This is a genomic window from uncultured Oscillibacter sp., from assembly GCF_910579365.1.
In the GTDB taxonomy this organism is placed as follows: domain Bacteria; phylum Bacillota; class Clostridia; order Oscillospirales; family Oscillospiraceae; genus Oscillibacter.
The window spans coordinates 1-25,054 of record NZ_CAJTUX010000041.1 but is presented as its reverse complement, the minus strand read 5'-3'; the positions used below and the strand labels follow the sequence as shown (position 1 = coordinate 25,054).

Annotated in this window: 24 protein-coding genes and 1 pseudogene; 7 read left to right on the top strand and 18 right to left on the bottom strand. The window is 64.9% G+C overall.

Annotated elements, in window-relative coordinates; all coding sequences use genetic code 11:
• The 4 genes from QZ329_RS10275 to QZ329_RS10260 all read right to left on the bottom strand — a co-directional run.
• The coding region (locus QZ329_RS10275) for an S-layer homology domain-containing protein (RefSeq protein ID WP_295752108.1) at positions 1-2,037 on the bottom strand (2,037 nt) is incomplete at its 3' end.
• A gap of 317 nt (positions 2,038-2,354) precedes the next feature.
• Positions 2,355-3,632 (bottom strand): hypothetical protein, encoded by a 1,278-nt coding sequence (locus QZ329_RS10270; protein ID WP_295752106.1) that lies wholly within the window; start codon positions 3,630-3,632, stop codon positions 2,355-2,357.
• 115 nt (positions 3,633-3,747) lie between these two features.
• Positions 3,748-4,086, bottom strand: a complete 339-nt coding sequence (locus tag QZ329_RS10265; protein WP_295752104.1) for a hypothetical protein — start codon at positions 4,084-4,086, stop codon at positions 3,748-3,750.
• 183 nt (positions 4,087-4,269) lie between these two features.
• Complete coding sequence (locus QZ329_RS10260; RefSeq protein ID WP_295752101.1) at positions 4,270-4,860, bottom strand: TetR family transcriptional regulator; 591 nt, start codon at positions 4,858-4,860, stop codon at positions 4,270-4,272.
• 414 nt (positions 4,861-5,274) lie between these two features.
• On the opposite strand from QZ329_RS10260, the gene QZ329_RS10255 reads away from it, so the two are divergent.
• From QZ329_RS10255 to QZ329_RS10240, 4 genes and pseudogenes are all read left to right on the top strand, one after another.
• On the top strand, positions 5,275-5,454 hold the full coding sequence (locus tag QZ329_RS10255; RefSeq protein WP_295752099.1) for a hypothetical protein: 180 nt from the start codon (positions 5,275-5,277) through the stop codon (positions 5,452-5,454).
• A 150-nt stretch (positions 5,455-5,604) separates the two neighbouring features.
• Positions 5,605-6,621 (top strand): glycosyltransferase, encoded by a 1,017-nt coding sequence (locus tag QZ329_RS10250; protein WP_295752097.1) that lies wholly within the window; start codon positions 5,605-5,607, stop codon positions 6,619-6,621.
• A 71-nt stretch (positions 6,622-6,692) separates the two neighbouring features.
• Positions 6,693-8,207, top strand: coding sequence for an O-antigen ligase family protein (locus QZ329_RS10245; RefSeq protein ID WP_295752095.1), 1,515 nt, complete (start codon positions 6,693-6,695; stop codon positions 8,205-8,207).
• A gap of 457 nt (positions 8,208-8,664) precedes the next feature.
• Positions 8,665-8,877: pseudogene (locus tag QZ329_RS10240) on the top strand (GNAT family N-acetyltransferase); the annotation flags it as partial.
• Positions 8,878-8,976: 99 nt separating this feature from the next.
• Here the strand turns inward: QZ329_RS10240 and QZ329_RS10235 are convergent.
• Positions 8,977-9,657 carry a TIGR00266 family protein gene (locus QZ329_RS10235; RefSeq protein ID WP_295752093.1) on the bottom strand — a complete coding sequence of 227 codons (681 nt, stop codon included), beginning with the start codon at positions 9,655-9,657 and terminating at the stop codon, positions 8,977-8,979.
• A gap of 180 nt (positions 9,658-9,837) precedes the next feature.
• On the opposite strand from QZ329_RS10235, the gene spoVAD reads away from it, so the two are divergent.
• The 3 genes from spoVAD to QZ329_RS10220 all read left to right on the top strand — a co-directional run bounded on the left by spoVAD (position 9,838) and on the right by QZ329_RS10220 (position 12,836).
• Entirely contained in the window at positions 9,838-10,854 is a 1,017-nt protein-coding gene (gene spoVAD, locus QZ329_RS10230) for a stage V sporulation protein AD (RefSeq protein ID WP_295752082.1), read from the top strand.
• Positions 10,855-11,002: 148 nt separating this feature from the next.
• Positions 11,003-11,440, top strand: coding sequence for a MarR family transcriptional regulator (locus tag QZ329_RS10225; protein WP_295752078.1), 438 nt, complete (start codon positions 11,003-11,005; stop codon positions 11,438-11,440).
• Between the two features lie 49 nt (positions 11,441-11,489).
• Positions 11,490-12,836 (top strand): MATE family efflux transporter, encoded by a 1,347-nt coding sequence (locus QZ329_RS10220; protein WP_295752075.1) that lies wholly within the window; start codon positions 11,490-11,492, stop codon positions 12,834-12,836.
• Here QZ329_RS10220 and cysG read toward each other — a convergent pair.
• The 13 genes from cysG to ilvN (QZ329_RS10155) all read right to left on the bottom strand — a co-directional run.
• Positions 12,812-14,170, bottom strand: a complete 1,359-nt coding sequence (gene cysG / locus QZ329_RS10215; protein WP_295752072.1) for a siroheme synthase CysG — start codon at positions 14,168-14,170, stop codon at positions 12,812-12,814. The two genes, QZ329_RS10220 and cysG, sit on opposite strands and share 25 nt — an antisense overlap.
• 1 nt (position 14,171) lies before the next feature.
• Positions 14,172-14,942 (bottom strand): ABC transporter ATP-binding protein, encoded by a 771-nt coding sequence (locus QZ329_RS10210; RefSeq protein ID WP_295752069.1) that lies wholly within the window; start codon positions 14,940-14,942, stop codon positions 14,172-14,174.
• Positions 14,935-15,954: an iron ABC transporter permease gene (locus tag QZ329_RS10205; RefSeq protein WP_295752067.1), complete on the bottom strand. Its 1,020-nt coding sequence runs from the start codon at positions 15,952-15,954 to the stop codon at positions 14,935-14,937. Before QZ329_RS10205 ends, QZ329_RS10210 begins: the two co-directional genes overlap by 8 nt.
• On the bottom strand, positions 15,920-16,858 hold the full coding sequence (locus QZ329_RS10200) for an ABC transporter substrate-binding protein (protein WP_295752063.1): 939 nt from the start codon (positions 16,856-16,858) through the stop codon (positions 15,920-15,922). Before QZ329_RS10200 ends, QZ329_RS10205 begins: the two co-directional genes overlap by 35 nt.
• A gap of 75 nt (positions 16,859-16,933) precedes the next feature.
• The gene (locus QZ329_RS10195; protein ID WP_295752060.1) at positions 16,934-18,481 is read right to left on the bottom strand and encodes a nitrite/sulfite reductase; all 1,548 of its coding nucleotides are present in this window, start codon (positions 18,479-18,481) and stop codon (positions 16,934-16,936) included.
• Between the two features lie 151 nt (positions 18,482-18,632).
• Entirely contained in the window at positions 18,633-19,058 is a 426-nt protein-coding gene (locus tag QZ329_RS10190) for a DUF523 domain-containing protein (RefSeq protein WP_295752058.1), read from the bottom strand.
• The gene (locus QZ329_RS10185) at positions 19,055-20,359 is read right to left on the bottom strand and encodes an ATP-binding protein (RefSeq protein ID WP_295752055.1); all 1,305 of its coding nucleotides are present in this window, start codon (positions 20,357-20,359) and stop codon (positions 19,055-19,057) included. Before QZ329_RS10185 ends, QZ329_RS10190 begins: the two co-directional genes overlap by 4 nt.
• Positions 20,360-20,522: 163 nt before the next feature.
• Positions 20,523-21,542: a ketol-acid reductoisomerase gene (gene ilvC, locus QZ329_RS10180; RefSeq protein WP_295752052.1), complete on the bottom strand. Its 1,020-nt coding sequence runs from the start codon at positions 21,540-21,542 to the stop codon at positions 20,523-20,525.
• The gene (ilvN, locus tag QZ329_RS10175; RefSeq protein ID WP_295752049.1) at positions 21,523-22,089 is read right to left on the bottom strand and encodes an acetolactate synthase small subunit; all 567 of its coding nucleotides are present in this window, start codon (positions 22,087-22,089) and stop codon (positions 21,523-21,525) included. Before ilvN (QZ329_RS10175) ends, ilvC begins: the two co-directional genes overlap by 20 nt.
• The gene (ilvB, locus tag QZ329_RS10170; RefSeq protein WP_295752045.1) at positions 22,086-23,804 is read right to left on the bottom strand and encodes a biosynthetic-type acetolactate synthase large subunit; all 1,719 of its coding nucleotides are present in this window, start codon (positions 23,802-23,804) and stop codon (positions 22,086-22,088) included. The genes ilvN (QZ329_RS10175) and ilvB overlap by 4 nt, the downstream gene beginning before the upstream one ends.
• A gap of 30 nt (positions 23,805-23,834) precedes the next feature.
• Positions 23,835-24,326: a YfbM family protein gene (locus tag QZ329_RS10165; protein ID WP_295752042.1), complete on the bottom strand. Its 492-nt coding sequence runs from the start codon at positions 24,324-24,326 to the stop codon at positions 23,835-23,837.
• A gap of 28 nt (positions 24,327-24,354) precedes the next feature.
• On the bottom strand, positions 24,355-24,699 hold the full coding sequence (locus QZ329_RS10160; protein WP_295752038.1) for a GIY-YIG nuclease family protein: 345 nt from the start codon (positions 24,697-24,699) through the stop codon (positions 24,355-24,357).
• Positions 24,700-24,723: 24 nt separating this feature from the next.
• A partial coding sequence (gene ilvN, locus QZ329_RS10155) for an acetolactate synthase small subunit (RefSeq protein WP_295752035.1) occupies positions 24,724-25,054 on the bottom strand: 331 nt, incomplete at its 5' end.

The window sequence follows — 25,054 nt, the reverse complement described above, 5'->3', positions numbered from 1 at the left end:
GGTCTCCTGGTCGACATAGATGAACTTCACGTCGCGGGCGAAGTAGGCGTTGTCGTCAGTGAAGTGAGTACCCGTATCCTTGAAGTTCACGCGGACGTTGCTGGCCTTGATCTCATAAGCGCTAGTATCGGCAGTGTCGTCGACATCAAAAACGCCGAAGTACTTGTTGTCCTCCTTAACCTCGGTATCAGAGAGGGTCCACTCGGCCACGCCGCTGGTGTTCTCGTTGGTGTAATACACCAGGTCGCCGGGAACGATGGCGCTGGGCTTGGAGGTACCGACGTTCAGGGAGACAGCGTTGCCCTTGCCGTCCCAGCCCTCGGCCAGCCAAATGATGCGGCCGTTCTGGAGGCTCTGGGCCCAGCTGCCGACGACCATGTAGTCGCTGGTGGCGCCGACGTCCTTGGCGCGCAGGGCGTTGCCAAACTCGTCGAGAACGAGGGTGACGTCCTTGGTAGTGACCTTGATCTTGTCGGCGGTCAGGTCGTGCATATCCTTGTTCCAGTTGGCGATCTTGTAGGTAGTTCCGCCAACGGTGATATCAACGGCGTTGGGCTCGGTGCCGATGGCGCCGTAGGTGGTGACCTTGCTCAGCCGGCCGGAAACGGTCTCGGGGACATAGGCCCGAGCGGCTTCCCAGGTGCGGCCGCCGTCGGTGCTGACGGGGATGATGGCGACTTCGTCGCCGGCCTTCAGGGCGGAGAGGACGTCATAGCAGACGTCGTCCACGTTGACGTTCTTGATGGTCTTCTCGTTGAGGGCGGCGTGGTTGAAGCCCTGGATGCCCTGCGCGGTGGTGGCGCTCTCCTCGTTGTCCTGGCCGATGCGGTCCAGGGACACGTAGTCGCTGCCGACGCGCTTGACTTCCATCAGCTGGGTGCGGACCACGACGACGTCGGTGATGTGATCGGCGTCATTCTCATCCACGTAAACCTCAACGACGGTGCCGTTGTCGGTGTAGTCGGCGATCTGGCCCACGCTCTCCAGAATCTTGTCAGAGCCAACGCCGTTCAGCCACAGGGTGGCGTTGTCGCCGCCGCGGTCATCGGTCAGCTCATAGCCGCGCAGGCCCAGAGCACGGACCTTGGCGGAATCGGTGACCTCGATATGGGCAACCTGGGTGTTGAAGCTGAAGTCGGCCTCCAGGGGATAGGTGCCGATGGTGACCTTCTTGTAGCTCCACTCGGCAGAGGGACGGCCGAAGTCGTTGGGAGTGGGGTTCCACTTGTCGGCCTCCAGGCGGAGGTCCACGAAGTGCTCCTCGGCGAACTCGACGGTGTAGTAGTTATCGCTGGAGGCAACCTCAGTGTAGTTCCGGGTCCGGATGTTCCGGGCGAACTCCTGGTTGCTGGTCTTGTAGGAACGGACCTGGCCGCCGGAAACGGCAACGTTGGTGTTCTCGCCGGTGACGTTGACGTTGATGCCGTTGGTGTAGGTCACGACGGTGGCCTTCAGGGCGTTCAGCGCCAGCTGGCAGGCCTGCTCGCGGTTGACCGCGGCGCTGCCGTCGAACTTCAGGCGGTCAAACAGACCGGCGCTCTGGCCGATGGCGGCGATGTTGTTGGTCCAGCCGGAGCCGGTGAAGCGCTCGAGCTCGGCGTCATAGCCGACAGCGCCCAGCAGCATCTTGGCAAAGGCATAGCCGGTCAGGGAGTCGCCGGGCTTAAAGGTGCCGTCGCCGTAACCGCTGATGATGTTCTTGGTCTTGCAGAAGCTGATGACGCCCGCGAAGGTGTAGTTGGCGGGAACGTCGGGATAGGGGCTGCTGTTGTTGGGCAGGTTGTTGGCGGCCTCGGGGCCGATCAACAGGGACACGATGATCTTCGCGGCCGCGCCACGGGTCAGCTCCTTCGTGGGCTGGAAGCTGCCGTCGTCATAGCCGGTGATCACGCCGATACGGTTCAGAACCGCAACGGCTTCCTCGTACTGAATCTCGTCCTTGTCGGTGAGATCCTTGTACTCGACGGCTCCCGCGCTGATCGTGACCAGAGACATGGCCATGACCAACGCAAGAACCAGGGACAGGAATTTCTTCATTGAACATTCCTCCTTTAAAGATTACGGTCCGTCCGGACATCCCGGCGCGCAGCCCCCTCCAGGATTCGTGTCGGGGCTAGCCGATCCCACATCAAGCCTGGAATTGGTCTCGCGCCAATCCGTCCGCCGTCCGCATCTGCAATCTAACAGGAAAAAAAGGGCCTGGCAAGGCTTTTGGAGGCCTTTTAACCGAACTGAAAACCGCCGTCCGATTGGCGGGGCGCATTTGCCGGAGAGGCGTAACGCCGCCCAGAATTTTCCAATTTTGGCGGCAGGGCAACGAAGAGGGAGGCAGGGTGAAGCCCCCCGCCTCCCGGCTATTCGGCTTTGCGCTCCTCCCGGTCGGGGAGGAAGTATTTCTGCCCCTCCTGGAGCAGGGCCCCGTCCTCCACCATGTGTCGCAGAACCAGGGTGCACTGCTTGGGCTGGATGCGGAGGAGGTCCACGATGTCCTGACGGTAGGCGAAGCCCGCCTCGGAGAGGTATTCCCGGATGGCCGCCCGGTGACGCTCCGGCGGCACCACGGTGCCGGGGAGGTAATACTTTCCCCCCACCCGGATGAGACGCCGCTGGTCCGTCAGGCGGCGGAGGCGGGCGTAAGTGGCGGTTTTGGAGAAGCCCAAGAGCTCGGACACCTCCCCCCGGGAGACAGAGCCCCGTTCCGCCACCTGCTGGAGAATCAGATTGGTTTCGGCCTCCCGGCCATCGTCCTTCCGGAGGTCCCGGAGGGTCACCCGCTCCAGTCCGCCCCGGATGAGAGCGGCACGGGTCAGCCGGGAGAGCCGGGGGAGGTCCAGAGGCTTTCGGGACTGCTCGGTTAGGAGAAGGTGGGGGTCCTCCGAGGGGGAACGCCGCCGGCGCTCCTCCTCCAAAAGACGGCGCAGGGCGCTGGTAAGCAGCACCTCCCGGTCCGGCAGGCGGAGGACGCCCTTTTCCAAGTCCACCTGGTCCCAGGTGAGGGCGATCATCTCCTGGGCCTGGAGGCCCAGCTGCCAGGCCAGCCACATGGCCAGCCCCGCCGCCGAGCTCCGCTCCGCCTGGAGGAGCTTCCACAGCTTGAATTCGTCCACCTGGGCCGGCGGGAGCTTGGGGGCTTTCCGGGCCGGGGCGCTGGCGGAAAAGCGGAGCTGGAGGGTCGCCACCTCCACGCCGCTGATCCGGGCCGCCTCCGGCCAGTCCATGCGGTCCAGGCAGCGGAGAATCCAGTCATAGCGCAGGTCCAGCAGCCGCACCCCGGGCAGGCCGCCCCGGTCCAGGGCCTGCCGCGCCAGACGGGAGACGGACTCCAGGCGCATGGGCCGGCGCTCCCGGGCGGAGAGGAGGACGTGGGGGTCTCCGGGCTCCTCCCGGGCCTCCCGCGCCTCCCGGAGCTTCCAGAGCAGGGCCCGGACCTCCTCCTCCAGGGGGACCATCCGGTCCGGCAGCTCCAGCCGCCCGTCCAGGAAGGAGACCTGATCCCAGGTCAGGGCGGCGATCTCCTCCCGGGTCAGCCCCTCCAGCCACGCAAGGCGGAGAACCAGGGCCTCCGGCCCGGCCTGCTCCCGCTCCAGGAGGCGGCGCAGGGCGCCCTCGTCCAGACGGCGGTTTCTCTCCATGGCGGACTTCCTCCTTTCGCCGGGTTACGTTATGAACGCATAGCAAACCAGGCGGACTTTTGGAAAAATCCGCCAATTTGGCCGCTGAGGGCCGCGGCATCTCCGTTTCAGAGCCTCAGGTCCCCGCCGCGGCAGGCTGCTCCGCCTCCTGGGGGACGCCGGTCACCTCCACGCCGGTGAGGTCCCAGCAGCCGTGGCAGGTCACAAGCCCGCCGTAGAGCCGCCCCTGGCGGACGGTGAAGATGGCGTCATAGGGCTCCTTGTCCACGCAGGAGCGCAAAGCGCCTGAAATCAGGTACTTACCACTTTGCAGCACACTGCCGGAGAAGCGGTTCCGGCGGCTGAGCAGGCACAGCTCGCCGGAGACGGCCCCGGCGTCCTCCCACAGCAGCAGCTCCCCGGCCCGGGGCCCCAGCTGGCTTTGCAGCACCACGGTGTAACAGACTTTTTTCACAACATCACTCCTGTTATGGTTTGATTATAAATAGGCGCCGGGTTTCGAAAAGGGACAATTCTGCGAAAAACGTCTAAATTTGGACATAATTGTAACAATTGTCAAAAACGTCCATCTCTGGGAAAGAAAAAAGGAGGACGGATAGCCGTCCTCCTTTTTGCAAGTCCCCTGTTCATATGTCCGTCAGTCCGTCCAGCTCCACGCTCCTCTCTCCCGCAGAGTCTGCCACAGGGCGCCCTCGGCGCTCCGCTCCACCGTCCGCTCCAGCGCGGCCGTCAGCTCCTCCGCCGTCAGCGCCATCCGGCCGCGAATCCAGCCCTCCAGCAGGGAGAGCAGCACCGCCTCGCCGCAGCGGCGCTCCCGCTCCTCCCCCTCGGGGTCCGGCGGCGCTCCGCCCCGGTCCCGGTAATAGGACTGCACCGTCTCCAGGGTCCGCGTCAGCGGAACCAGGGCCTTCAGACCCTCCGTGCCGCTCTGGTCCAGCACCGCCTGGTAAAAGGCCCGGTTCCCGGCAATGCGGTCCAACAGGCTCAGCAGCGCCTGCCGCCAGGTGAGGCATTCCTCCTGCCGTGCCAGCAGCGCCGCCCGCTCCCGCTGGACGGACCAGTCAAAGAGGTCATACACATCTTTAAAATGATAGTAAAAGGACTGCCGCCGGAGGCCGCAGAGCTCCGTCAGCTCCCGGATCCGGAGCTGTTCCAGCGGCCTGCGCTTCAAAAGCTTCCGCAGCGCGCTGTCCAATTCCTGTCTGGTTCGCTTGTCATGTTCCGGCATACGCTCCTCCTGTCCGCCGCCGGCCTCCGCCGCGGCACACGTTCCAAGCCTCCGGTCCCTCCGGCCGAAAGCCGCTTTCCCGCTCTAAGCATACCCTATCCCTTTCCTTCCCGTCAAGATTTCCGGCTTTTCGACTGGGCGGAACGTTTCCTTTATATATCTCATATTGGTCATTTTTTCGTTTTTAGCCCTGCAGAGGGGACAACGATACCAGCATATTTTCCATAAACTCACAAAAACGGCGGCAAAACGGTGGATTTCTCCCCCTTTCGCCCCCCGTCCCTCCGGTTCCCTTCCTTTTTGCATTTTTCAGAACCTCTCGACAAATTCAGACAAGTTATTTACCGAATATTGTGTATGATACCCATAGACCCCAGCTATATTTAGTGTTTCATGAAGAAAGGAAGGCCTGCCATGACTGCAATCGCCAAAGAATATTTGTTGTTGTTCAATACCGTTACCGACACGGAGAAGTCCCTGGCCCAGCTGAGGGAAACCCTTCTGGAGGCCCAGCGGCAGGCGGAGGAGCTTTTTTTGGAGCAATCCGATGAAAACCAGCCCACAACCGGTCATGACGCCGGATCTGCTCAATAAACTGCCGGGAAAAGCCGTTGACCTTCTTTGTGAAATGGAGTACAATGGTTTTTGTTCCGGCAGCTGCCAAACTGGCCGGGGACCTTCCTGCGGAGGGTCCCCTTTGGCTGCCGCATTGAATCGGCGCTCCGGGCGCGTGGAGGTTTTTCTATGCCCAGTATTTCTGTCATCGTCCCCGTCTATCAGGCGGAGTCGTTTCTGCACCGCTGTCTGGACAGCGTAGCCCGCCAGACCTTTTCCGACTGGGAGCTGATCCTGGTGGACGACGGCTGCACCGACGGCTCCCCCGCTCTGTGCGACCGCTTCGCCGCCAAGGACAGCCGGGTCCGGGTCTTTCACCGGAAGAAGAACCAGGGCGTCAGCGAGGCCCGGAACCTTGGCCTCAACGAGGCCAAGGGGGACTATATCGCCTTCCTGGACGCCGACGACTGTTACGAGTTCCACACCCTGGAGACCCTGTGGAACCTCCGGGAGCACTCCGGCGCGGACGCCGCCGCCTGCGGCCTCACCTACCTCTGGCCCGACGGAAAGCAGGCGGTGCAAAGCCAGCTTCCCGCCGGCGTCTTCGGTCAGGAGGAGATTCGTGAAAAGCTGGTCCATCCCCTCCTGGGGGACCGGCTGACCCAGCCGGTGTTCAACGGGTACAGCGTCTGCTACCTCTTCTCGGCGGAGCTCATCCGCAAGGCCCGCCTCACCTTCGACGGGCCCTATCTGGAGGACGAGCTCTTTGTGCTGGAGTACTTCTGCAACGCCCGGTCCCTGGCGGTGACGGACCAGCCCCTCTACCGCTATTTCCTCCACGGCCAGTCCGCCACCCACCACTATATGAGGGACTTTCCCCAGGTCTTCTCCCGCTTCATGGAGCGGAAGGAGGCCCTGGTCCAGCGGTACGGTCTGGAGTCCGCCCGCCCCCAGTGGCGGGAGAGCAGCAACTGGGCGGGTCTTCTCATCGCCGTGGGCAACGAGTACGCCAAGGACAACCCGAAGTCCATCCGCCAGCGGCAGAAGGCCGTGGAGGCGTTCTGCCGCCAGCCGGACATGGAGAAGGCCATCCGGGAGCTGGTTCCCGTGGGTCTTAGTCCCAACAAGCAGATGGTGGCCAACCTGGTCCGGGGGAAGCACTTCTTCACCCTGACCCAGCTCTACCGCCTGAAAAACCGCATCTGACGGACGGGCCGCCAAAAGCGGCGCTCCCGCGGCACACACCGTCCCACTCCATACGCGAAACGAGGAACGATATGACGCTTCTGAAAGAAAGCTATCTCCATCATCTTCTGCTCCTGCTCCTGGCCGCCTACGAGGACAGCGGGCTGCACCGTCTGGCCGTTCGGGCGGGGGCCTGGTGCGGCGGGCAGATCGACGGCAGCGCCCTTCTCCGGCCCCTGTGCCGGGAGGGGGTCTTGGCCCGCTCCTGGCCCTGCAGCGGGGCCTGCCGCCTTCTGAGCTGGATCGTGAACCTGCCGGGGCGGCTGCTGCGCCGGTTCTATTTGCTCCTGGAGGAGACCTTTGCGGACAGCTTTTTCGCCCGGCTCGCCTTCCGCCTGGGGGACGAGACCGCCGTGGCCGAGGGCTGGCTGATCCTGCTCCTCTGGATCATCCCCTATGAATACTGGAACAACGCCTATACCCTCCTGGCCTTCCTGACCCTTCTGCTCCTGCTTCACGCTGGGGCCATGGGCCGGGGGGACCGGCATCTGGACGTGGAGCGCACCGGCTTTTTCCCGGCGCTGTTCTTTGCCGCCGTGGTGCTGGGGGTGGTCTTCTCCCTGACCCGGAACGTCTCCGTCCGCTTCTTTGTCTACCACCTCTCCGCCGCTCTCTGCGTGGTGGTAACGGTCAGCGCCCTGCGCTCCGCGGAGGAGCTGAAGCGTCTGGCGGCGGGGGCCTCCGGCTGTGTGGCGGTCTCCTCGCTGTACGCCATCTTCCAGCGCCTCTCCGGTCTGGAGGTCAACACGTCCTATGTGGACATGGACCTGAACGCCGACATGCCCAGCCGGGTCATGTCCTTCTTCGACAACCCCAACACCTTCGCGGAGGTGCTGCTGCTCCTCATGCCCCTAACGCTGGCGCTGATTCTGTGCTCCAGGCACATCGTTTCCAAGCTGGCGGCCTCGGCGGCCTTTGTCCTGGGCGGCGCCGCCATGGGCATGACCTACTGCCGCGCCGCCTGGATCGGCATGGCCTGCGCCATGGTGGTAATGATCTTTTTGTGGAAGCCGAAGCTGCTGCCCCTTTTCTTCGCCCTGTGCGTGCTGGCGGCGCCCTTCCTGCCCGCCAGCATCTGGAACCGGGTGCTGACGATTTTCGACTCCTCCGACTCCTCCACCAACAGCCGCTTTCCCCTCTTCAAGGCCGGGCTGGAGGTTATCGTCCGCCGTCCCCTCTCCGGCGCGGGACTGGGCACCGCCGCCGTCCAGCGGTACGTGAAGCTGCTGAATTTCTACCACGCACGGACCCCCTTCGTTCACTCCCACAACACCTATCTCCAGGTCTGGGCGGAGCTGGGCATTTTGGGCTTTGTGGGCTTTGTGGGCTCCGCGCTGTGGGGCGTCAAGCGGGCGGCCCACGCCGTCCGGCACTGCGGAAACTCCGCCGCCAGAACCATCACCTGCGCCGCCTGCGCCGCCCTCTGCGGAAGCCTGGTCTGCGGCCTGGCGGACTACCTCTGGAACTATCCCAGGGTGATGTGCATCTTCTGGTTCGTCTTCGCCCTGGCCCTGGGCGGGGTGAAGCTCTGCGGGGAGAACGCCTGACCAGAGGCAAGCGGCTCCTTGTAAAGCCCGCCGGATCATGATATGATAGCGGGCGTAATTCGCGGCTGTATCCGCAGGCGGCCTGACCGTTTGCAGACGAGACTGCACGCGCAAAAAACGGGTCCCCGGAGAGGTGCATCTCTCCGGGGACCCATTTTGATGGCGGATTTTGCCGCTCTATTTTAAATGCGGTCATGATGCCGCAGTCGGGATATCCTATGCAGGAGGGAAGGTTTCAAGCTCTTTTTTGCATAAGGGCTGCCGGGAGATAACTCCGATACTTTCAAGAAAACGGATGGAACCGCCTCAAGCCGGCGGTATAATCGGGGCGAAAATTGGACTTTGAGGAGCAAAAGATGAATATATTACTTTACGAGAAAAGCCGCAATTAAAGGACGGCGCGGCCAAATGGTTTCATAGGAAGCGGGACGTGCCGCAAGAAGCCTATCTTGCGTGTATGGAATCCTTTCTTAACCGTGAAACCGAATATGGTTGGTATCTTTGCCTGGAGGATGACAGGATTATTGGAGGATTGGGGGTAATCGAGCATGATGTTCATGACAGAAAAGACCTTACCCCTAACGTCTGTGCCGTGTATACGGAGGAAGCATACCGCCGCCAGGGAATTGCGGGACATTTGTTAAATATGGCGGTGGAGGACCTGAAGACGAAAGGCATTACGCCGGGAATTTTTCAGCCCAGGGGCGGACCGGCCGGTCCGCCCCTGGGCAATCCAATCCTTAACCGGGACCTTCCCGTTCCCGCTTCCTCAGCTCTTGCTGGGCAGCACCGAGGCGATGGACCCGGCGAAGGCGCTGAGGGGCATGGTCTGAAGGACCACCTTGCCCGGGCCGGTGACCACGGTGTTGAACATGCCCTCGCCGCCGAACAGCATGTTCTTCACTCCCTTGACGGACTGGATGTCGATGGTGCAGGTCTCGTCCATCATGGCCAGGTTCCCGGTGTCCACAATCAGCTTCTGGCCCGGGGCCAGATCATACTCCACGGCGGAGCCGTCGATCTCCAAAAAGGCCGTTCCCTGTCCGGAGAGCTTCTGCATAATGAAGCCCTCGCCGCCGAAGAAGCCCGTGCCCATCTTCTTCTGGAAGAACACGGACAGCTCCACCCCCTGCTCCGAGGCCAGGAAGGCGGACTTCTGGCACACAATGGACTTGCCCGGCCCGATCTCCACCGCCCGGATGGCCCCGGGGAAGCTGGAGGCAAAGGCAATCATGCCTGAGCCGCCCTTGGCGGTGTAAAGATTCTGGAACATGCTCTCTCCGGAGAACATGCGGCCAAAGGCCTTGCCGATGCTGCCTCCGGCGGAGGTCTGCATCTCCATATTGGGGCTCATCCACACCATGGACCCCTTTTCCGTAATCATGGTCTCCCCGGTGTTCAGCTGGCAGATGACCACGGGCATGGGCTCGCCCTTGATCTCGTAATTCATAGTGCCTCTCTCCTTCGCTTGTCGTTTTTGCGCTGGGTTTGCCGTACCTTACTATAGCAAAGCCCTCTCCCTTCCGCAAGCCCCGGCGGCAAAGAGGGCACCTTTTGCACCCTCGCCCCGCATAAAGCGTCTCCCACCGGGCATCCTATGTTGAACACCACTGCCACAAGGAGGCGCGCTATGAACAACAAACGGATCGGGCGGCGCACCGTCGCCCTGGAGCATCCCCCCTCCGTCATCTCCTACGCCAACATTGGCGGCAAGCTGGAGGGGGAGGGACCCCTGCGGGAGCACTTTGACGAGCTGGAACAGGACTCCTTCTTTGGGGAGAAGACCTGGGAAAAGGCGGAGTCCATGATGCAAAAGCGGGTCCTCCAGCGGGCCCTGGACCAGATCCGGCTGAAGCCCGGCGACCTGGACTATATCTTCGCCGGGGACCTTTTGAACCAGTGCATTGGCTCCTCCTTCGGCCTGCGGGAGTTCGGCGTTCCCTTTTACGGGCTCTACGGGGCCTGCTCCACCATGGGGGAGTCGCTGTCCCTGGCGGCCATGGTTATTGATGGGGGCTTCGCGGAGAAGGCCGCCGCCATGACCTCCTCCCACTTCTGCACGGCGGAGCGGCAGTACCGGATGCCGGTGCCCTACGGCAACCAGCGGACCCCCACCGCCCAGTGGACCGCCACCGCCGCCGGCTGCACCATCCTGGCCAGCCAGGGGGACGGCCCCTATATCACCCACGTCACCTGCGGGAAAATCGTGGACAAGGGCATCGCCGACGCCAACAATATGGGCGCCGCCATGGCCCCGGCGGCCTACGACACCCTCTCCGCCTTCTTTCAGGACACCGGAACCAAGCCCCAGGACTACGACCTGGTGGTCACCGGAGACCTGGGGGAGCTGGGGCATGCCATCGTCCGGGACTTCTTTTCCAAGGACGGCATCGACATGGGGGACCATTTCCAGGACTGCGGCCTCCTTCTCTACGACCGGGAGAAACAGGACATGCACGCCGGGGGCTCCGGCTGCGGCTGCTCTGCCTCGGTGTTCAACGGCTACCTCCTCTCCGGCATGCGGCAGGGAAAGTGGAAGAACATCGTCTTCGCCCCCACCGGGGCCCTGCTCTCCCCCACCTCCAGCTTTCAGGGGGAGTCCATCCCCTCCATCTGTCACGTGCTCCGCATCTCCACAGCGAAATAAGCGGAGGCCCGGATTCCGGGCCTCTTTTTACATATTCTTTAAATTACATCCCATATCTTTGTGCAACACAGCCATTGACTTTGGTATGAAATCGGACTATAGTATCCTACGCAAGTCCGATATCGTACTATAAAGGAGAGCTGCGGCCATGGACGCTTACACGCTGTTTCAGGAGTATCTCCAGATCGACCATCAGGTCGACGAGTTCTACCACACCCTGGCCCAGGGTCTCGGCCTGTCGGACAGCGCCCTCTGGGTGCTTTGGGGCCTGGTAGAGCAGGGGGAGGACTGCACCCAGAGCTCCCTCTGCCGGCAGTTTTTCCTGAGCAAGCAGACCGTCCACTCCTCCGTCCGAAAGCTGGAGCAAGACGGCTTCCTCTCCCTCCGGCCCAAGGAGGGACGGGAAGTCTCCCTGGTTCTCACGGAACGGGGCCGGGAGCTGGTCCGGGAAAAGGTTCTTCCCGCCATGGAAGCGGAGCGGACCGCCGCCAAGGGCCTGACGGAGGAGGAGTGGCGGACGCTGATCCGCCTCAGCGAAAAATGGCTCTCCCACTTCCGGGCAGCGGCCCCCATCCCTAAAAAATAAACCGCCGGAGGGTTTCGGCGGGCGCGATACAAAGAGAAAGGAAATCCCTATGCACATCCATCTGTCCGAACATTTCACGTACGGCAAGCTCCTGCGCTTCACCTTCCCCACCATGGTCATGCTGATCTTCACTTCCATCTACGGCGTGGTGGACGGAGTCTTCGTCTCCAACTACGCGGGCAAGACCGCCTTCGCGGCGGTGAACCTCATCATGCCCGCCCTGATGATCTTCGCCGCCGTGGGCTTTATGCTGGGCACCGGCGGCAGCGCCGTGGTGGCCCGGACCATGGGCGAGGGGGACCTGCCCAGGGCAAACCGCTATTTCTCCCTCATCGTCTCCGCCGGCGTCATCGCCGGCGCGGTTTTGACGGTTGCCGCGGAGCTGATTATGGAGCCGCTCTGCCTCCTCCTGGGCGCCACAGGGGAGCTGCTGCCCCTGGCCGTCCTCTACGGGCGCGTCCTCACCCTCGCCCTGGTGCCCTTTATTTTGCAGAACATGTTTCAGAGCTTTCTCGTGGCGGCAGAGCGGCCCAAGCTGGGCTTGGGCCTCACCGTGGCGGCGGGCCTCACCAACATGCTGGGGGACTGGCTGCTGGTGGGCGTTCTGCCCTGGGGCGTGGCCGGGGCGGCCATCGCCACGGTGGCCAGCTCCTTCGTGGGCGGCGTGGTGCCCCTGGTTTACTTCCTCCTGCCCAACAAGACGCCCCTGCGGCTGACCGGCGCCCGCTTTGAGGGCCGGGTGCTGGCCCAGACCTGCTCCAACGGCTCCTCGGAGATGATGGGGAACCTGTCCACGTCCCTGGTCAGCATCCTCTACAACTTCCAGCTCATGCGTCTGATCGGGGAGGACGGCGTGGCGGCCTTCGGGGTCATCATGTATGTCAACTTCATCTTCATCGGCGTCTTCATGGGCTACTCCATCGGCGCGGGGCCCATCATCAGCTATCACTACGGCGCGGGAAACCAGGAGGAACTGCGGAGCCTTCTCCGCAAGAGCCTGCTTTTGATGCTGGCCGGCTGCGTCGGCCTTACCGCCGCCGCCGTGGGTCTGGCGGGACCCCTGTCCCGGATTTTCGTGGGCTATGACGAAGAACTGCTGGCCCTCACTACCCGGGGGTTCCAGCTGTACGCCCTGTCCTTCCTGGCCATGGGCTTCAACATCTTCGGCTCCGCCTTCTTCACCGCCCTGAGCAACGGCGTGATCTCCGCCGCCATCGCCTTCTTGCGGACGCTGCTGTTCCAGACGGCGGCCATCTTCATCCTGCCCCTGTTTTTGGAGCTGGACGGCATCTGGCTGGCGGTGACGGCGGCGGAGGTGCTGACCCTGGCGGTAACGGCGGCGTTCCTGGTCACCCAGCGGGTCCGCTATGGCTACGGCGGACTTCCCGCCTCCTGAGCTCCCAGGTCCATCCCCGCCGTGCCCCCCACCACAATGACGGCGGGGGCCTCCGCTCCCGCCTCCCGCGCCCTCTTCGCGATGCCGCGCAGCGTCCCCCGGACCGCCATGGGCCGGGGGGTGTTTTCGCCGGAAATCACGGCGGCGGGAGTCTCCGGAGACAGTCCCGCCTCCATCAGACGGCGGGACAGCGCCTCCAGCCGGGACAGCCCCATGAGAAACACCAGCGTTCCCTCCGGCAGGGGGGCCTCCAGCCCGGGGGGCAGACCGTCCTTCCCCTCCGCCGTGCGGGCGGTGTACACGTGAAAGCTCCGGCTGACGGCCCGGTGAGTGACGGGAATCCCCGCCCCGCCGGGAACCGCTGCGGCGGAGGTGACCCCGGGCACGTATTCCCACGGGACGCCCGCCGCCTGAAGGGCCAGGGCCTCCTCGCCCCCCCGGCCGAAGACAAAGGGGTCCCCGCCCTTGAGGCGGACCACCATCTTCCCCTCCCGGGCCTTGGCGGCCAGCAGGGCGTTGATCTCCTCCTGGGCCATGGAATGGCGGCCCCAGCGCTTGCCCGCGTAGATTCTCTCCGCCCCCTCCGGGGCGGCGTCCAGCAGCTCCGGGGACAGCAGATCGTCATAGACCACCGCGCCGCAGCGCTCCAGAAGGCGCAGGCCCCGGACGGTAATCAGGTCCGCCGCCCCGCAGCCCGCCCCCACCAGATAGACCTTCCCGGTCCGGGACGCGCCCTCCAGAACCTGGGCCAGCGCCTCCTCCGGCAGAGGGAAGCCCGTCTCCAGGCAGGCGGCGAAGAGCCGGGAGAAGGCGGCGCTCCGGGCCCCTTCCTCCGGCACGCGGGCCCGCACCTGCGGCCGCAGGGAGGCGAGGTAGGCCAGCATATCCCCGAAGTCCTCCGGAATCCGCTCCTCCACCCGCCGCTTCACCCAGGCGGCGGCGCTGGGGCTGGCCCCGGCGGTGGAGACGCCCACGGAGAGCTCCCCCCGCTTCACCAGCGCCGGAAAGAGGAAGTCGCAGCCCTCCCGGTCGTCCGCCGTGTTGACCGGAATCCCCCGCTCCCGGCAGAGGGCGGCCACCGTGCGGTTCGTTCCGCGGCTGTCCGTGGCGGCGATGACAAAGAACTTCCCCGCCAGCATGGCGGGCTGAAAGGCCCGGCGAAGCGGCGTCACACCGGGCAGAGCCTCGATCTCCGGCGCGATCTCCGGCGCGGCCACGGTGAGCCGGGGCCCGTAGGGCAGGAGCTTGCGCGCCTTCCGCGCGGCCACGGCCCCGCCGCCCACGATCAGACCCTCCCGGCCCTCCAGGTCGATGAAAAAGGGAAAGTATGCCATCTCACTCCTCCTCCGGCAGTTCGCAGAAATAGCGCCAGCCCCGGGGCCCCGGGGTCCGCTCCAGGCGGACGCCCATGACCCGCTCCAACATCCCGCTTTGGAAAATCTCCTCCGGCTCCCCCAGGGCCAGAAGGCGCCCCTCCCCCAAAACGGCGATTTCGTCCGCCCTGGCCAGGGCGAGGCAGAGGTCGTGAAGCGCCAGGGCCACTCCCCGGCCCTCCTCCGCCAGGCGGCGGGTGAGGGTCAGGACCTCCAGCTGGTGCCGGGCGTCCAGGTAGGTGGTGGGCTCGTCCAGCAGGATGGTCTCCGTCTCCTGGGCCAGGGCCATGGCCAGATACACCTTCTGCCGCTGTCCGCCGGAGAGCTCCGGCAAAACCCGGCCCGCCAGGTCCAGCGCGTCCATCCGGAGGAGAGCCCGGTCCGCAGCGGCGTAGTCCTCCGCCCGGCAGCGCCGGGGGTAGGAGAGGTGGGGGAAGCGCCCGTGAAGGACCAGCCGCCGGGCGGTGATGCGGGGCGTCTCCCGGGATTGAGGCAGGCAGGCGATCCGCCGGGCGGCCTGCCGGAGGCTGTAATCCCCCAGGGGCCTTCCGTCCAGCAGCACCCCCCCGCCCAGGGCGGGCAGGAGGCCGGCAGCGGTCCGCAGCAGCGTGCTCTTCCCGCAGCCGTTGGGCCCCAGAAGGGCCAGGACCCTCCCCGGCCGGACGGCCAGGGACACGCCCTCCAGCACCGGGACCCCTGGATAGCCCGCTGAGACGTTTTTCAGCTCAAGCATGGCCCGGCCCCCCTCTCCGTCTCTGCCGCAGCAGCAGCCAGAGGAAGAACGGCCCTCCCAACAGGGACAGGACCACGCCCACCGGCAGCTCGTAGGGGGCGAAGAGGGTCCGGGCCAGAATGTCGCACAGCGTCAGCAGCGCCGCGCCGCCAAGGGCCGACGCCGCCAGCAGCCGGGCGGAGCTGTCCTCCCCCACGAGGCGGCGGACCATGTGGGGGGCCACGAGGCCCACAAAGCCCAGCAGCCCCGCAAAGCTCACCGCCGCCCCCGCCAGCGCCGCCGCCAGGGACAGCAGCACAAGCCGCAGCCGCCGGGCGGGAAGTCCCAGGCTCCGGGCGGTCTCCTCCCCCAGGAGGAGCACGTCCAGCTCCCCCGCCAGGGACAGCGCCAGGGCCAGTGCCGCCAGAATCACCCAGAAGGCCGGAGCCACCCGGCTCATGGAGAGATTGGCTACGCCCCCCACCCGGAAGTCCGTATAGCCGTTCAGCGCGTCGGGAAAGAAGGTCAGCACAGCGTCGATGCCCGCGCTGAACATGCCGGACACCGCCACCCCCGCCAGTACCAGGGTCATCTTGGACGCGCCGGTCCGCTCCGCGATGAACAGCACCAGCAGCACGCCCCCCAGAGCCCCCAGGAAGGCCGCGAAGGGGACCGCCGCCGTCCGGGCCGGCCAGAGGGCGGCGCACAGGGCCGTACACAGCCCCGCCCCGGCGTTGACGCCGATGACGTTGGGGGCCGCCAGGGGATTCCCCAGCACGCCCTGAATCATGGTTCCCGAAGCCGCCAGCGCCGCCCCCGCCAGGAGACAGCCGCAGGTCCGGGGCAGCCGGGCGTACAGCACGATGCTGGCCGCCGGACCGCCGCTCCTTCCCAGAAGGGCGGCCAAAACCTCCCCCAGCGGCAGGGGCGCCGCCCCCAGGCACAGGCTCAGCAAAGCCGCCAGCGCCGCCAGGACCCCCAGCAGCGGGAGGACGGATTCAGTTGGGATAGAGAATGTCCGCAAGTTCTTCATAGGCCTCCCCCCAGCGGGCGTTGGGCTTCAGGTTGTAGAGCCGGTGGTCCAGGGTGACGAACCGCCCCTCCCGCACCGCCCGGAGACTGCCCCAGGCGGGGTTGGAGAGCAGGGCGGCGTCCAGGGACTTCCGGGCCGCAGAGGCGTCCGCCCCCTGGAGGACGGCGAAGATGAAGTCCGGGTCGGCGGCGAGGATGCCCTCCAGACTCAGGTTCTCCAGAAGGCCGCCGCCGTCGGCGACGTTGACGCAGCCCAGGTCCGCCAGCATCTCCCCCAGGACGCTGCCCTCGCTGCCCTTGGCCTTGCAGCTGCTGCCGCTGGCCCGGACGTAGAGGACCCTGGGGGCGGACCCGTCCTGCCGCGCGGCGGCGGCGTCCACCTGGGCCCGGACGGCGGTTCCATACGTCTCGTACCGCTCCGGCTGTTCCGTGAGGCGGGCGCAGACCTCCAGCATCCGGAGGTAGTCGTCAAAGCAGTCCACCTCGAAATAGGCGGCGGGGATACCCGCCTGGGCGAAGGTCTCCCGAAGCTCCAGGTTCACGGCAGTGTTGACGCTGGCGAGAATCAGGTCCGGCTCCGCCGCCAGAAGGACCTCCAGATTGGGCTCCTTCACGGCCCCCAGATTTGCCGCGTCCTCCCGCAGGCCCAGGTCGAAGGAGGTCCAGGCGTCCCCAGCGGCGGCGATCAGGGAGTCCCGTCCCCCTGCCAGGCACCAGATGTCCGCAAAGCTGCCGATCATCGCCGCCACCCGCCGGGGCGGCTCCAGTTCCAGTTCCTGTCCCAGGTCGTCCGTAAAGGCGACGGATTCACCGGAGGCGGACGGTCCCGCTCCGGCGGGCTCCGGCGGCGCTCCGCAGGCGGTCAGAAGCAGCGCCAGCGCCGCCAAAAGGCAAAGGCGTTTCATCCCACAATCTCTCCCCTCAGACGGAAAAGGAGGCGGGCCCGGGGCCCGCCTCCTCTCCTGTCATAAAATCGTATCTCAGGCATACCTGGCCACAATGGCGTTCAGCTCCTCCCGGTGCGTTTCGGCCCACTGCTCCCAGGGCTGGCCCGCTGCGGCGGCGGCCCGGCCCAGCTCCACCAGAAGGGCGGGAATGTCCCTCTCCAGGATCACCGCCCCGGCCTCGCCGAAGCGGGCGGCGTCCAGAGCGTCGCTGCCGCCCAGGAACATGCGGAAAGCGGGCTGGGGCTTCTTATCCTCCAGCCGGACGCCCCCCTGGAAGCCGATGGTTCCCGCCTCGTGGGCGGCGCAGCTGGAGGGACAGCCGGAAATGCGGACCGCCGGCAGGGCCCCGTCGGGAATGCCCGCCTCCCGGACCGCCTGCACGGCGGCCTGGAGCAGCCCCTGGCTGTCCCGCACGCCCTGCTGGCAGACCGTGGCCCCGATGCAGGCCACGCTGTGCTCGAAGGCCGTTTTCGCGCCGTCCTCCGTAATAGCCAGGACCTTTTCCGCCCCGGCGGCGGGGAGGTTGACGATATACAACGTCTCGTCCGGGCCCACCCGGCACTCCGCGTTGCACAGATCCTTGATGGCAGCGTACAGCTGGGCGGGCTTCTCCGCCGGCAGGAGGCCGCCCACGGGGTGGTACTTCACCGTATACATTCCTGGCTGCTTCTGCCGGATGGCCCGGGGGTGTTCCAGCGTCTCCTCTCCCCCGCAGACGCTGGCCAGGGCCTCCAGCCGGGGCAGTTCCAGACCCCCCGCCGCCTTGGCGGACTCCACGTTTTTCAAAAACGCCTCCTTGAGCCCCTCGGGCCCCAGGGTGTCCTGCATGAAGCGGGTCCGGGCCTTGGCCCGGTTCTCATAGTTGCCGTGCTGGCAGAAGGTGTCCACCATGGCCCGGACGTAGTAAAGAACCTCCCTGGGGTTCACGGCCTCGTCCACCAGCACGCCCATGCGGTGCCCCGCAGCCCCCAGGCCACCGGCGATGCGGAGGGAGAAGGTCCCGTCCGGCTTGGCCCGGAAGCCCATGTCCCGGAAGGCGCTGTGCACCGAGTCGTCCGCGCCGTTGCTGAACGCGATTTTCAGCTTCCGGGGCATGTGGATATCCCGGCAGATGGAGAGGAGGTCCTCCGTCACCGCCTCGGCGTAGGGCGTGGGGTCGAAAGCCTCCCCCTTCTGCACGCCGGAGAGGGGACTGCACATGACATTCCGGGGGTTGTCCCCGCCGCCGCCCCGGCAGATGATACCGCAGGAGGCGGCCTCCTCCATGATCGCCGGAACCTGCTCCGCCGGAAGATCGTGGAGCTGCACCGTCTCGCAGGTGGTGAGCTTGAGGCGCCGGACGCCGTATTTTTCCACAGTCCCCGCCAGGAACTTCAGGCGCTCCGCCGTCAGCCGCCCCCCGGGCATCCGCAGGCGGAGCATGTGCTTCGTCTGGTCCCGCTGGGCATAGCTGCCCATGCCTCCGGAATAGCCCTTGTAATCCTTTTTCTCAATCTTCCCCTCGTTGAACGCGTGAATCTTCTCCGAGAAGGTTCCGATTTCCTCCCGGTACGTTTGGAGCCATTTGGGGTCCATCATCATACATCGCCCTCTTTCAAACGGTCCGTCCATGGACGGATCGGGATTTGCGGTCTTATTTTATCACAAAACCCCGCCGGGCCGCAATCCCCAATCCTGAAATGATTCCCAAAAAGAACCGGCGTCATTCCGCAGTCCGGGATTCGCCTCGGGTTCAGGGCAGGTCCTCCGGCTCCAGAAGGCGGAAGCCGCTCTCCGCCAGCCGCCGGGCAAAGACGCCCATCCCCGGAATCCTTCGCCCGGAGAAGGCGCCGTCATAGACCTGCCGCACGCCGCAGCTGGGGCTTCGGGGCTGGAGAACGGCCAGCTCCGCTCCCTCCCGCCGGGCGATGTCCAGGGCCAGCTCCGCCCCCCGGCGAAATTCTGCGTCGACGTCTCTGCCGTCCTGCGCCGTCACCGCGCCGTCCACAATTTCCGCCGGGGTCCGGGGCACGGGCAGGCCCCCCAGAACCTCCGGACAGACGGGGACGGCCTCGTGTCCTTCCCGTTTCAGCCACTCCAGCAGTTTGGTGCACCGGTTGTTCCCGCCGCTGTACTTGCAGTTCTCCCCCAAAAGGCAGGCGCTGACCAAAACCTTCATTCCTCCAGCCCCTCCAGATAGTGGACGAACTGCTGGGCGGTCCGGCCGGAGAAACCGCCGTGACGGACCTCCCAGGCGTTGGCCTTCACCATCAGCTCCTTCTCGTCCATGGAAATCCCCTGCCGCTCCGCCAGGGCCCGGACGATGGCGTGGAACTCCTTGGGGCTGGGGGCGTTGTAGTTGATGGTGACGCCGAACCGGGCCGCCAGGGACAGCTTCTCCTCCATGGTGTCGGAGCGGTGGATGTCCCCATGATGCTCCATATCCTGGCGGTCGTTCCAGGTCTCCCGGATCAGGTGGCGGCGGTTGGAGGTGGCGTAGATCAGGACGTTTTCCGGCCGGGTCTCCACGCCGCCCTCGATGACGGCCTTGAGGAACTTGTACTCCACCTCGTTCTCCTCGAAGGAGAGGTCGTCGATGAAGATGATGAAGCGGTAATTCCGGTTTTTGATCTCCCCCAGGATGTGGGACAGCTCCCCGAACTGGTGCTTGTAGATCTCGATCATCCGCAGCCCCTGGTCATAGTACTCGTTGATGAGGGCCTTGACGCTGGTGGACTTTCCCGTGCCCGCGTCGCCGTAAAGCAGGACGTTGTTGGCGTGCCGCCCGGCCAGGAACGCCTCCGTGTTCCGGCGCAGCTCCGTCTTCTGGAGCTCGTAGCCCAGAAGATCCTCCAGCCGCACGCCGTCCACGTTGCTGATGGGCAGGAACTGGAGCCCCGCCTCACTTCGCCGGATGCGGAAGGCCCGGTTCATGGCGAAGACGCCGTAGCCGTACTGCCGGTAGTAGTCCGTCATCAGGCGGAACATCTCGTGGCCGTCGGAGGCCCCGGCCAGGGCCTTGCGGAGGGTGCGGACCTGGGCGCTGACGTCCCGGTTATAGGTCCGCTCCCGCTTGGGAATGGCGCGGTAGTCCGTCAGAATCGAGAAGCAGTCCGTAAGCAGGTACTGCTCCAGGGCGGTGAAGTCGTAGTGAAAGAGCTGGTGGAAGACGGCGAAGTCGTTTTCCGCGAAGCGGTTCACGCTGCCGTCCTCCGCGGCCCCCACCCGTTCGCAGGTCCGGGTGAAGGAGTTGTCGTTGGTCATAAGGACCCAGGTCAGATAGCACTGCCAGAGGTCCTCGTCAAAGCCGCAGGCCGTGGCCAGGTCCAGCAGGCGCTTGACCTGGGCGTTTGTTCGCTGAAGCAGGGCCTCCACGGCCCCGCCATTCTTGCGGTCCCGGACGATTTCCGCCAGCCGGACCAGGATGCTGTCCTTGCCCAGGTCGCTGTAGAGGACCAGGTGGGGGAGAATGCGGTTCATGGAATCCATCCTTTCCTTTTCGGTCGGGGCCCGCGGGTCTCATTCGCGGGCCCTAGAGAAAAGCCGCCGTCTCCGGGGAGGCGGCGGCCTGGAGCCGGGGACGGCAGGGCCCTGCACCCCGCCAGGGGCGCGGCGCCCCCGGGCCCTCCCATCCGGTTCTCTTTTAGTTGGACGCGGTGTCGGGGTCCGTGTCGTCGCCCCAGAGCATGTTGCGCCGCAGCTCCGCGCCCACGGTCTCCATCTGGTGCTGGGCCAGCTGGCGGCGCTTGGCGTTGAAGAAGGTGCGGCCGTTCTTGTTCTCGGCGATCCACTTGCCGGCGAAGACGCCGTCCTGGATGTCGGTCAGCACCGCCTTCATGTTCTTCTTGGTCTCCTCATAGGGGAGAATCCGGGGACCGGAGACGTACTCGCCGTACTCGGCGGTGTCGGAGATGGAGTAGTTCATCATGGCCACGCCGCCCTTGTTGATGAGGTCGATGATGAGCTTCATCTCGTGGATGCACTCGAAGTAGGCGTTCTCAGGGGCGTAGCCCGCCTCCACCAGGGTCTCGAAGCCCATCTTCATCAGCTCCACCACGCCGCCGCAGAGGACGGCCTGCTCGCCGAAAAGGTCGGTCTCCGTCTCGTCCTGGAAGGTAGTCTCCATGACGCCGCCCCGGGCGCCGCCGATGCCCGCCGCATAGGCCAGGGCCAAGTCCAGGGCCTTGCCGGTGGCGTTCTGCTCCACGGCCACCAGGCAGGGCACGCCCTTGCCCGCCACATAGGTGGAGCGGACGGTGTGACCCGGGCCCTTGGGGGCGATCATGGAGACGTCCACCCCGGCGGGGGGCACGATCTGCTTGAAGTGGATGTTGAAGCCATGGGCGAACATGAGCATGTTGCCCTCTTCCAGGTTGGGGGCGATGTCCTTCTTATAGACGTCGGCCTGGACCTCGTCGTTCACCAGGATCATGATGATGTCGGCCCACTTGGCGGTGTCCGCCACGGTCTGAACCTTCAGGCCCGCCTTCTCCGCGCCCTCCCAGTTCTTGCTGCCCTGGCGCAGGCCCACGCACACGTCGCAGCCGGACTCCTTCAGGTTCAGGGCATGGGCGTGGCCCTGAGAGCCATAGCCGATGATGCCGATCTTCTTGCCGTCCAGCTTGCCCAGGTCGCAGTCCTTCTCATAATACATTTTTGCCATATTCGTATTCCTCCTTTAGTTTGCTCTCGTCATATATCGTGCTACGCCCTCTCTCGATGGCGATAGTACCGGTGGTGGCGATTTCCAGAATGCCAAAATCCTCCAGCATCTGAATCAGCGCCGCGTTCTTGCTCTGGGTGCCGAAGACCCAGACCGTCAGGGACTCCCGGTCCACGTCCATAATGTGGCCCCGGAAGATGTTGGTCAGCTGAATGATCTCGTCCCGGGTGCCGTGGTCCGCCGCCCGGACCTTGATGAGGGCGATCTCCCGGCGGACGCAGGTCTCCTCGTCCAGAATCTTCACCGCCTGGACGCCCAGGATTCTCCGGCACTGGGTGGCCAGCTGATTGACCACCAGCTCGTCCGCCAGGATGTTGATGGACAGCCGCGCCGTGTGGGGGCGGTCCGTGGCCCCGGTGACGATGGACTCGATGTTATAGCCCTTCCGGGAGAAAAGCCGTGCCACCTGGCTGAGGATGCCGGGGGTGTCCTCCGTCAGGACGCAGAGGGTGTAGAGCTTCTTCGCCGTGTCCCATTGCTTTCTCATGACTCTCCTCCTTCGCTCAGCAGGAAATCCGTGATCTCAGCCCCGGAGGCCACCATGGGCCGGACCATCTCGTCGATGTCCAGGCGGCAGTCGATCACCGCCGCCTCCCCGCTTCCCAGGGCCTGGGCCAGGGCGGTTTCCATGTCCGACGCCGTCTCCACCCGGAAGCCCCGGATGCCGTAGGCCTCCGCCAGCTTCACGAAATCCGGTCCCCGGTCCAGGGTGGTCTCGGAGTAGCGTCCGCCGTAAATCAGGCTCTGCCACTGGCGGACCATGCCCAGAGTGCCGTTGTTGAAAACCACCGTGATGATGGGCAGCTTGTAATAGCCCACCGTGGCCAGCTCGTGGCAGTTCATGCGGAAGCAGCCGTCCCCGGTGATGTGAAAGACCCGCTTGTCCGGGTGGGCGGTCTGGGCCCCGATGGCGGCCCCCAAGCCGAAGCCCATGGTGCCAAAACCACCGCTGGTGAGCATCTGGCCCGGGTACTGGAAGTGCAAATACTTGATGGCCCACATCTGATGCTGGCCCACGTCCGTGGCGACGATGGCGTCCCCCGGCATCTGGAGCCGGATGGTCTCCAGCACCTGCTGGGGGGTCAGGTGGTCGCTGTCCTCCGCCACGGAGGGGGCCCGGAGGGGAAGGATGCGCCCTTTCCAGGCGCCGTGGTCATACTGGGGCAGCTTCTCGTTCAGCATGGCCAGCACCCGCCGGGCGGAGCCGATGATATGGTGGTCTGTCAGCACATTCTTGTCGATCTCCGCCCGGTCGATGTCGATCTGGACGATCTTGGCCTGCCTTGCAAACGTGGCCGGGTTCAGGGCCACCCGGTCGGAGAAGCGGCAGCCCACGGCGATGAGAAGGTCGCACTCGTTGCAGGCGGTGTTGGACGCCTTGGACCCGTGCATGCCGATCATGCCGGTGGTGAGGGGGTGGCTTCCCGAGAAGCCGCCGCCGCCCATGAGGCTGATGGCCACCGGGGCGTCCAGCTTCTCGGCGAACTCCTTGAACTCCCGGTCCGCCCGGCCCAGCACCACGCCGCCGCCGCAGATGACGAAGGGCCGCTCCGCCTGGGCGATCATGTCCAGGAGGATGTCCACATCCTCCTGATTCGGCGTGGGCTTTTTCAGCTCGTGGTCCCGGTTCAGCTCCCGCATGCCGGCGCAGCCCCGGTTCTCCCGCCAGGGGACGAACTCATATTCGATCTCCACGCTGGGGAAGGTCACGTCCTTCAAAAAGTCGATGAGCACCGGCCCCGGCCGTCCGCTGGCGGCCACGGCGAAGGCCTGGCGCATGACGGCGGGGATGGTTGCCGCGTCCCGGACCAGGAAGGTGGCCTTCGTAATCGGCATGGCGATGCCGGTGATGTCCACCTCCTGGAAGGCGTCCTTGCCCAGCGTGGCCTCCGTGACGTTGCAGGTGAGAAACACCACCGGGGACGAATCCAGGTACGCAGTGGCGATGCCGGTGGTGAGGTTGGTGGCCCCGGGCCCCGACGTGGCGAAGCACACGCCGACCTTCCCGGTGGACCGGGCGTAGCCGTCGGCGGCGTGGGCCGCCCCTTGCTCGTGGGCGGTCAGCACGTGGTGAATTTTATCCTTGTAGCGATACAGCTCGTCGTAGACATTGAGGATCGTACCGCCGGGATAGCCAAAGACGGTATCCACCTCCTGCTCCAAAAGGCACTCCATAATGGCCTTCGTGGCTCTGATTTTCACATTGTCTCCTGCTTTCTTCCCTGTATTTGTTCACTGATCCACATCGAAGAGGACCCAAAGCCCCTTCTCCGCCGCGCTGTGCCAGAAGGGGCGGGAGTCCGATAAGTTCTCCCAGGTATACGCAAAATCTTCCTCATCCAGCGGGAAGCCGTAGGCCTCGGGGTCCATGGCGAAATAGAGCTTCCGGAACGTCTCCTCCGTCATTCCCTGGAGGAAACGGTCCACCTGCCGGACCTGTTCGGGGGATTTGCAGACGACAAGATAGTCCTCCTCCCCCTCCCGGTCGCCCCGGAGGACCTCGCCCCCCAGAACAACCCAGCAGCCGGGGGCGGGGGCATTCCCAAATTCCAGCCTGCTTCCGGTCAGCGCCCGGTGCATGGCGTCCCAGGACTTATCCACGTCGAAGATGTCCGCCGTCTCCATTTCGTCCAGATAGTCGGGTATCCGGTCCTCTCTGGGAACGGCCCGCAGCTTCTCCAGCTCTTCCTCTGTAATGGCCCGAAAGCCGCCAAGGCAGCCCATAACCGCGTTCTCCTTTCATGCTCCCGTTTCATTTCCACAGCTTTACCGCGTTCTTGTCTTCGGACAGGCACAGCTCCCGCAGGGTCTCCAGCTCCTCGGCGTGGTCCTCCAGCGGGTCCTCGTACTCCAGCACGGCGGCCACGGAGAACGCAAACCCCTCCTCGCCGTACTGCTTCCACAGCTCCATCAGGCGCTTGTTGGGGTGTATGCCGCCGGAGAGCTTGGCCCGGACGCTGTTGAAGGCCGCCTTGGTGTCCTTGGCGGTTCCCAGGAAGGTCTCTCCGGTTTCCTTGCAGCGGAGGGAGATCACGCCCATCTCCGGGCGGCGGTTCTTCCACTCCTCCGTCAGGGCTTTTCTCTGCGCTTTATCCATGGTATCGCTCCTCCCTACCGGGTATCAAATTTTCCCCCCGCCCTTCTGGAGGGCGATGACCCCGGTACGGGCCACCTCCAGAATGTTGAAGGGGCGCATCATGTCCTCAAACACGTCTACCCGGTCCGGCGTGTCGGAAATCTCCAGAGTCATGGAGGTGGGGGAGATATCCGCCGCCTTGGCGCCGCAGATGTTGCAGATGGTCATGATGTGTTCCCGGTTGTTCTTGTTGGCGCTGACCTTGATAATCATCAGCTCCCGGCCAATCATGTTGGACTCGTCCAAGGTGCGGACCTTGATGACCTCAATGAGCTTGTTCAGCTGCTTTTCCACCTGCTCCACCACGCTGTTGCCG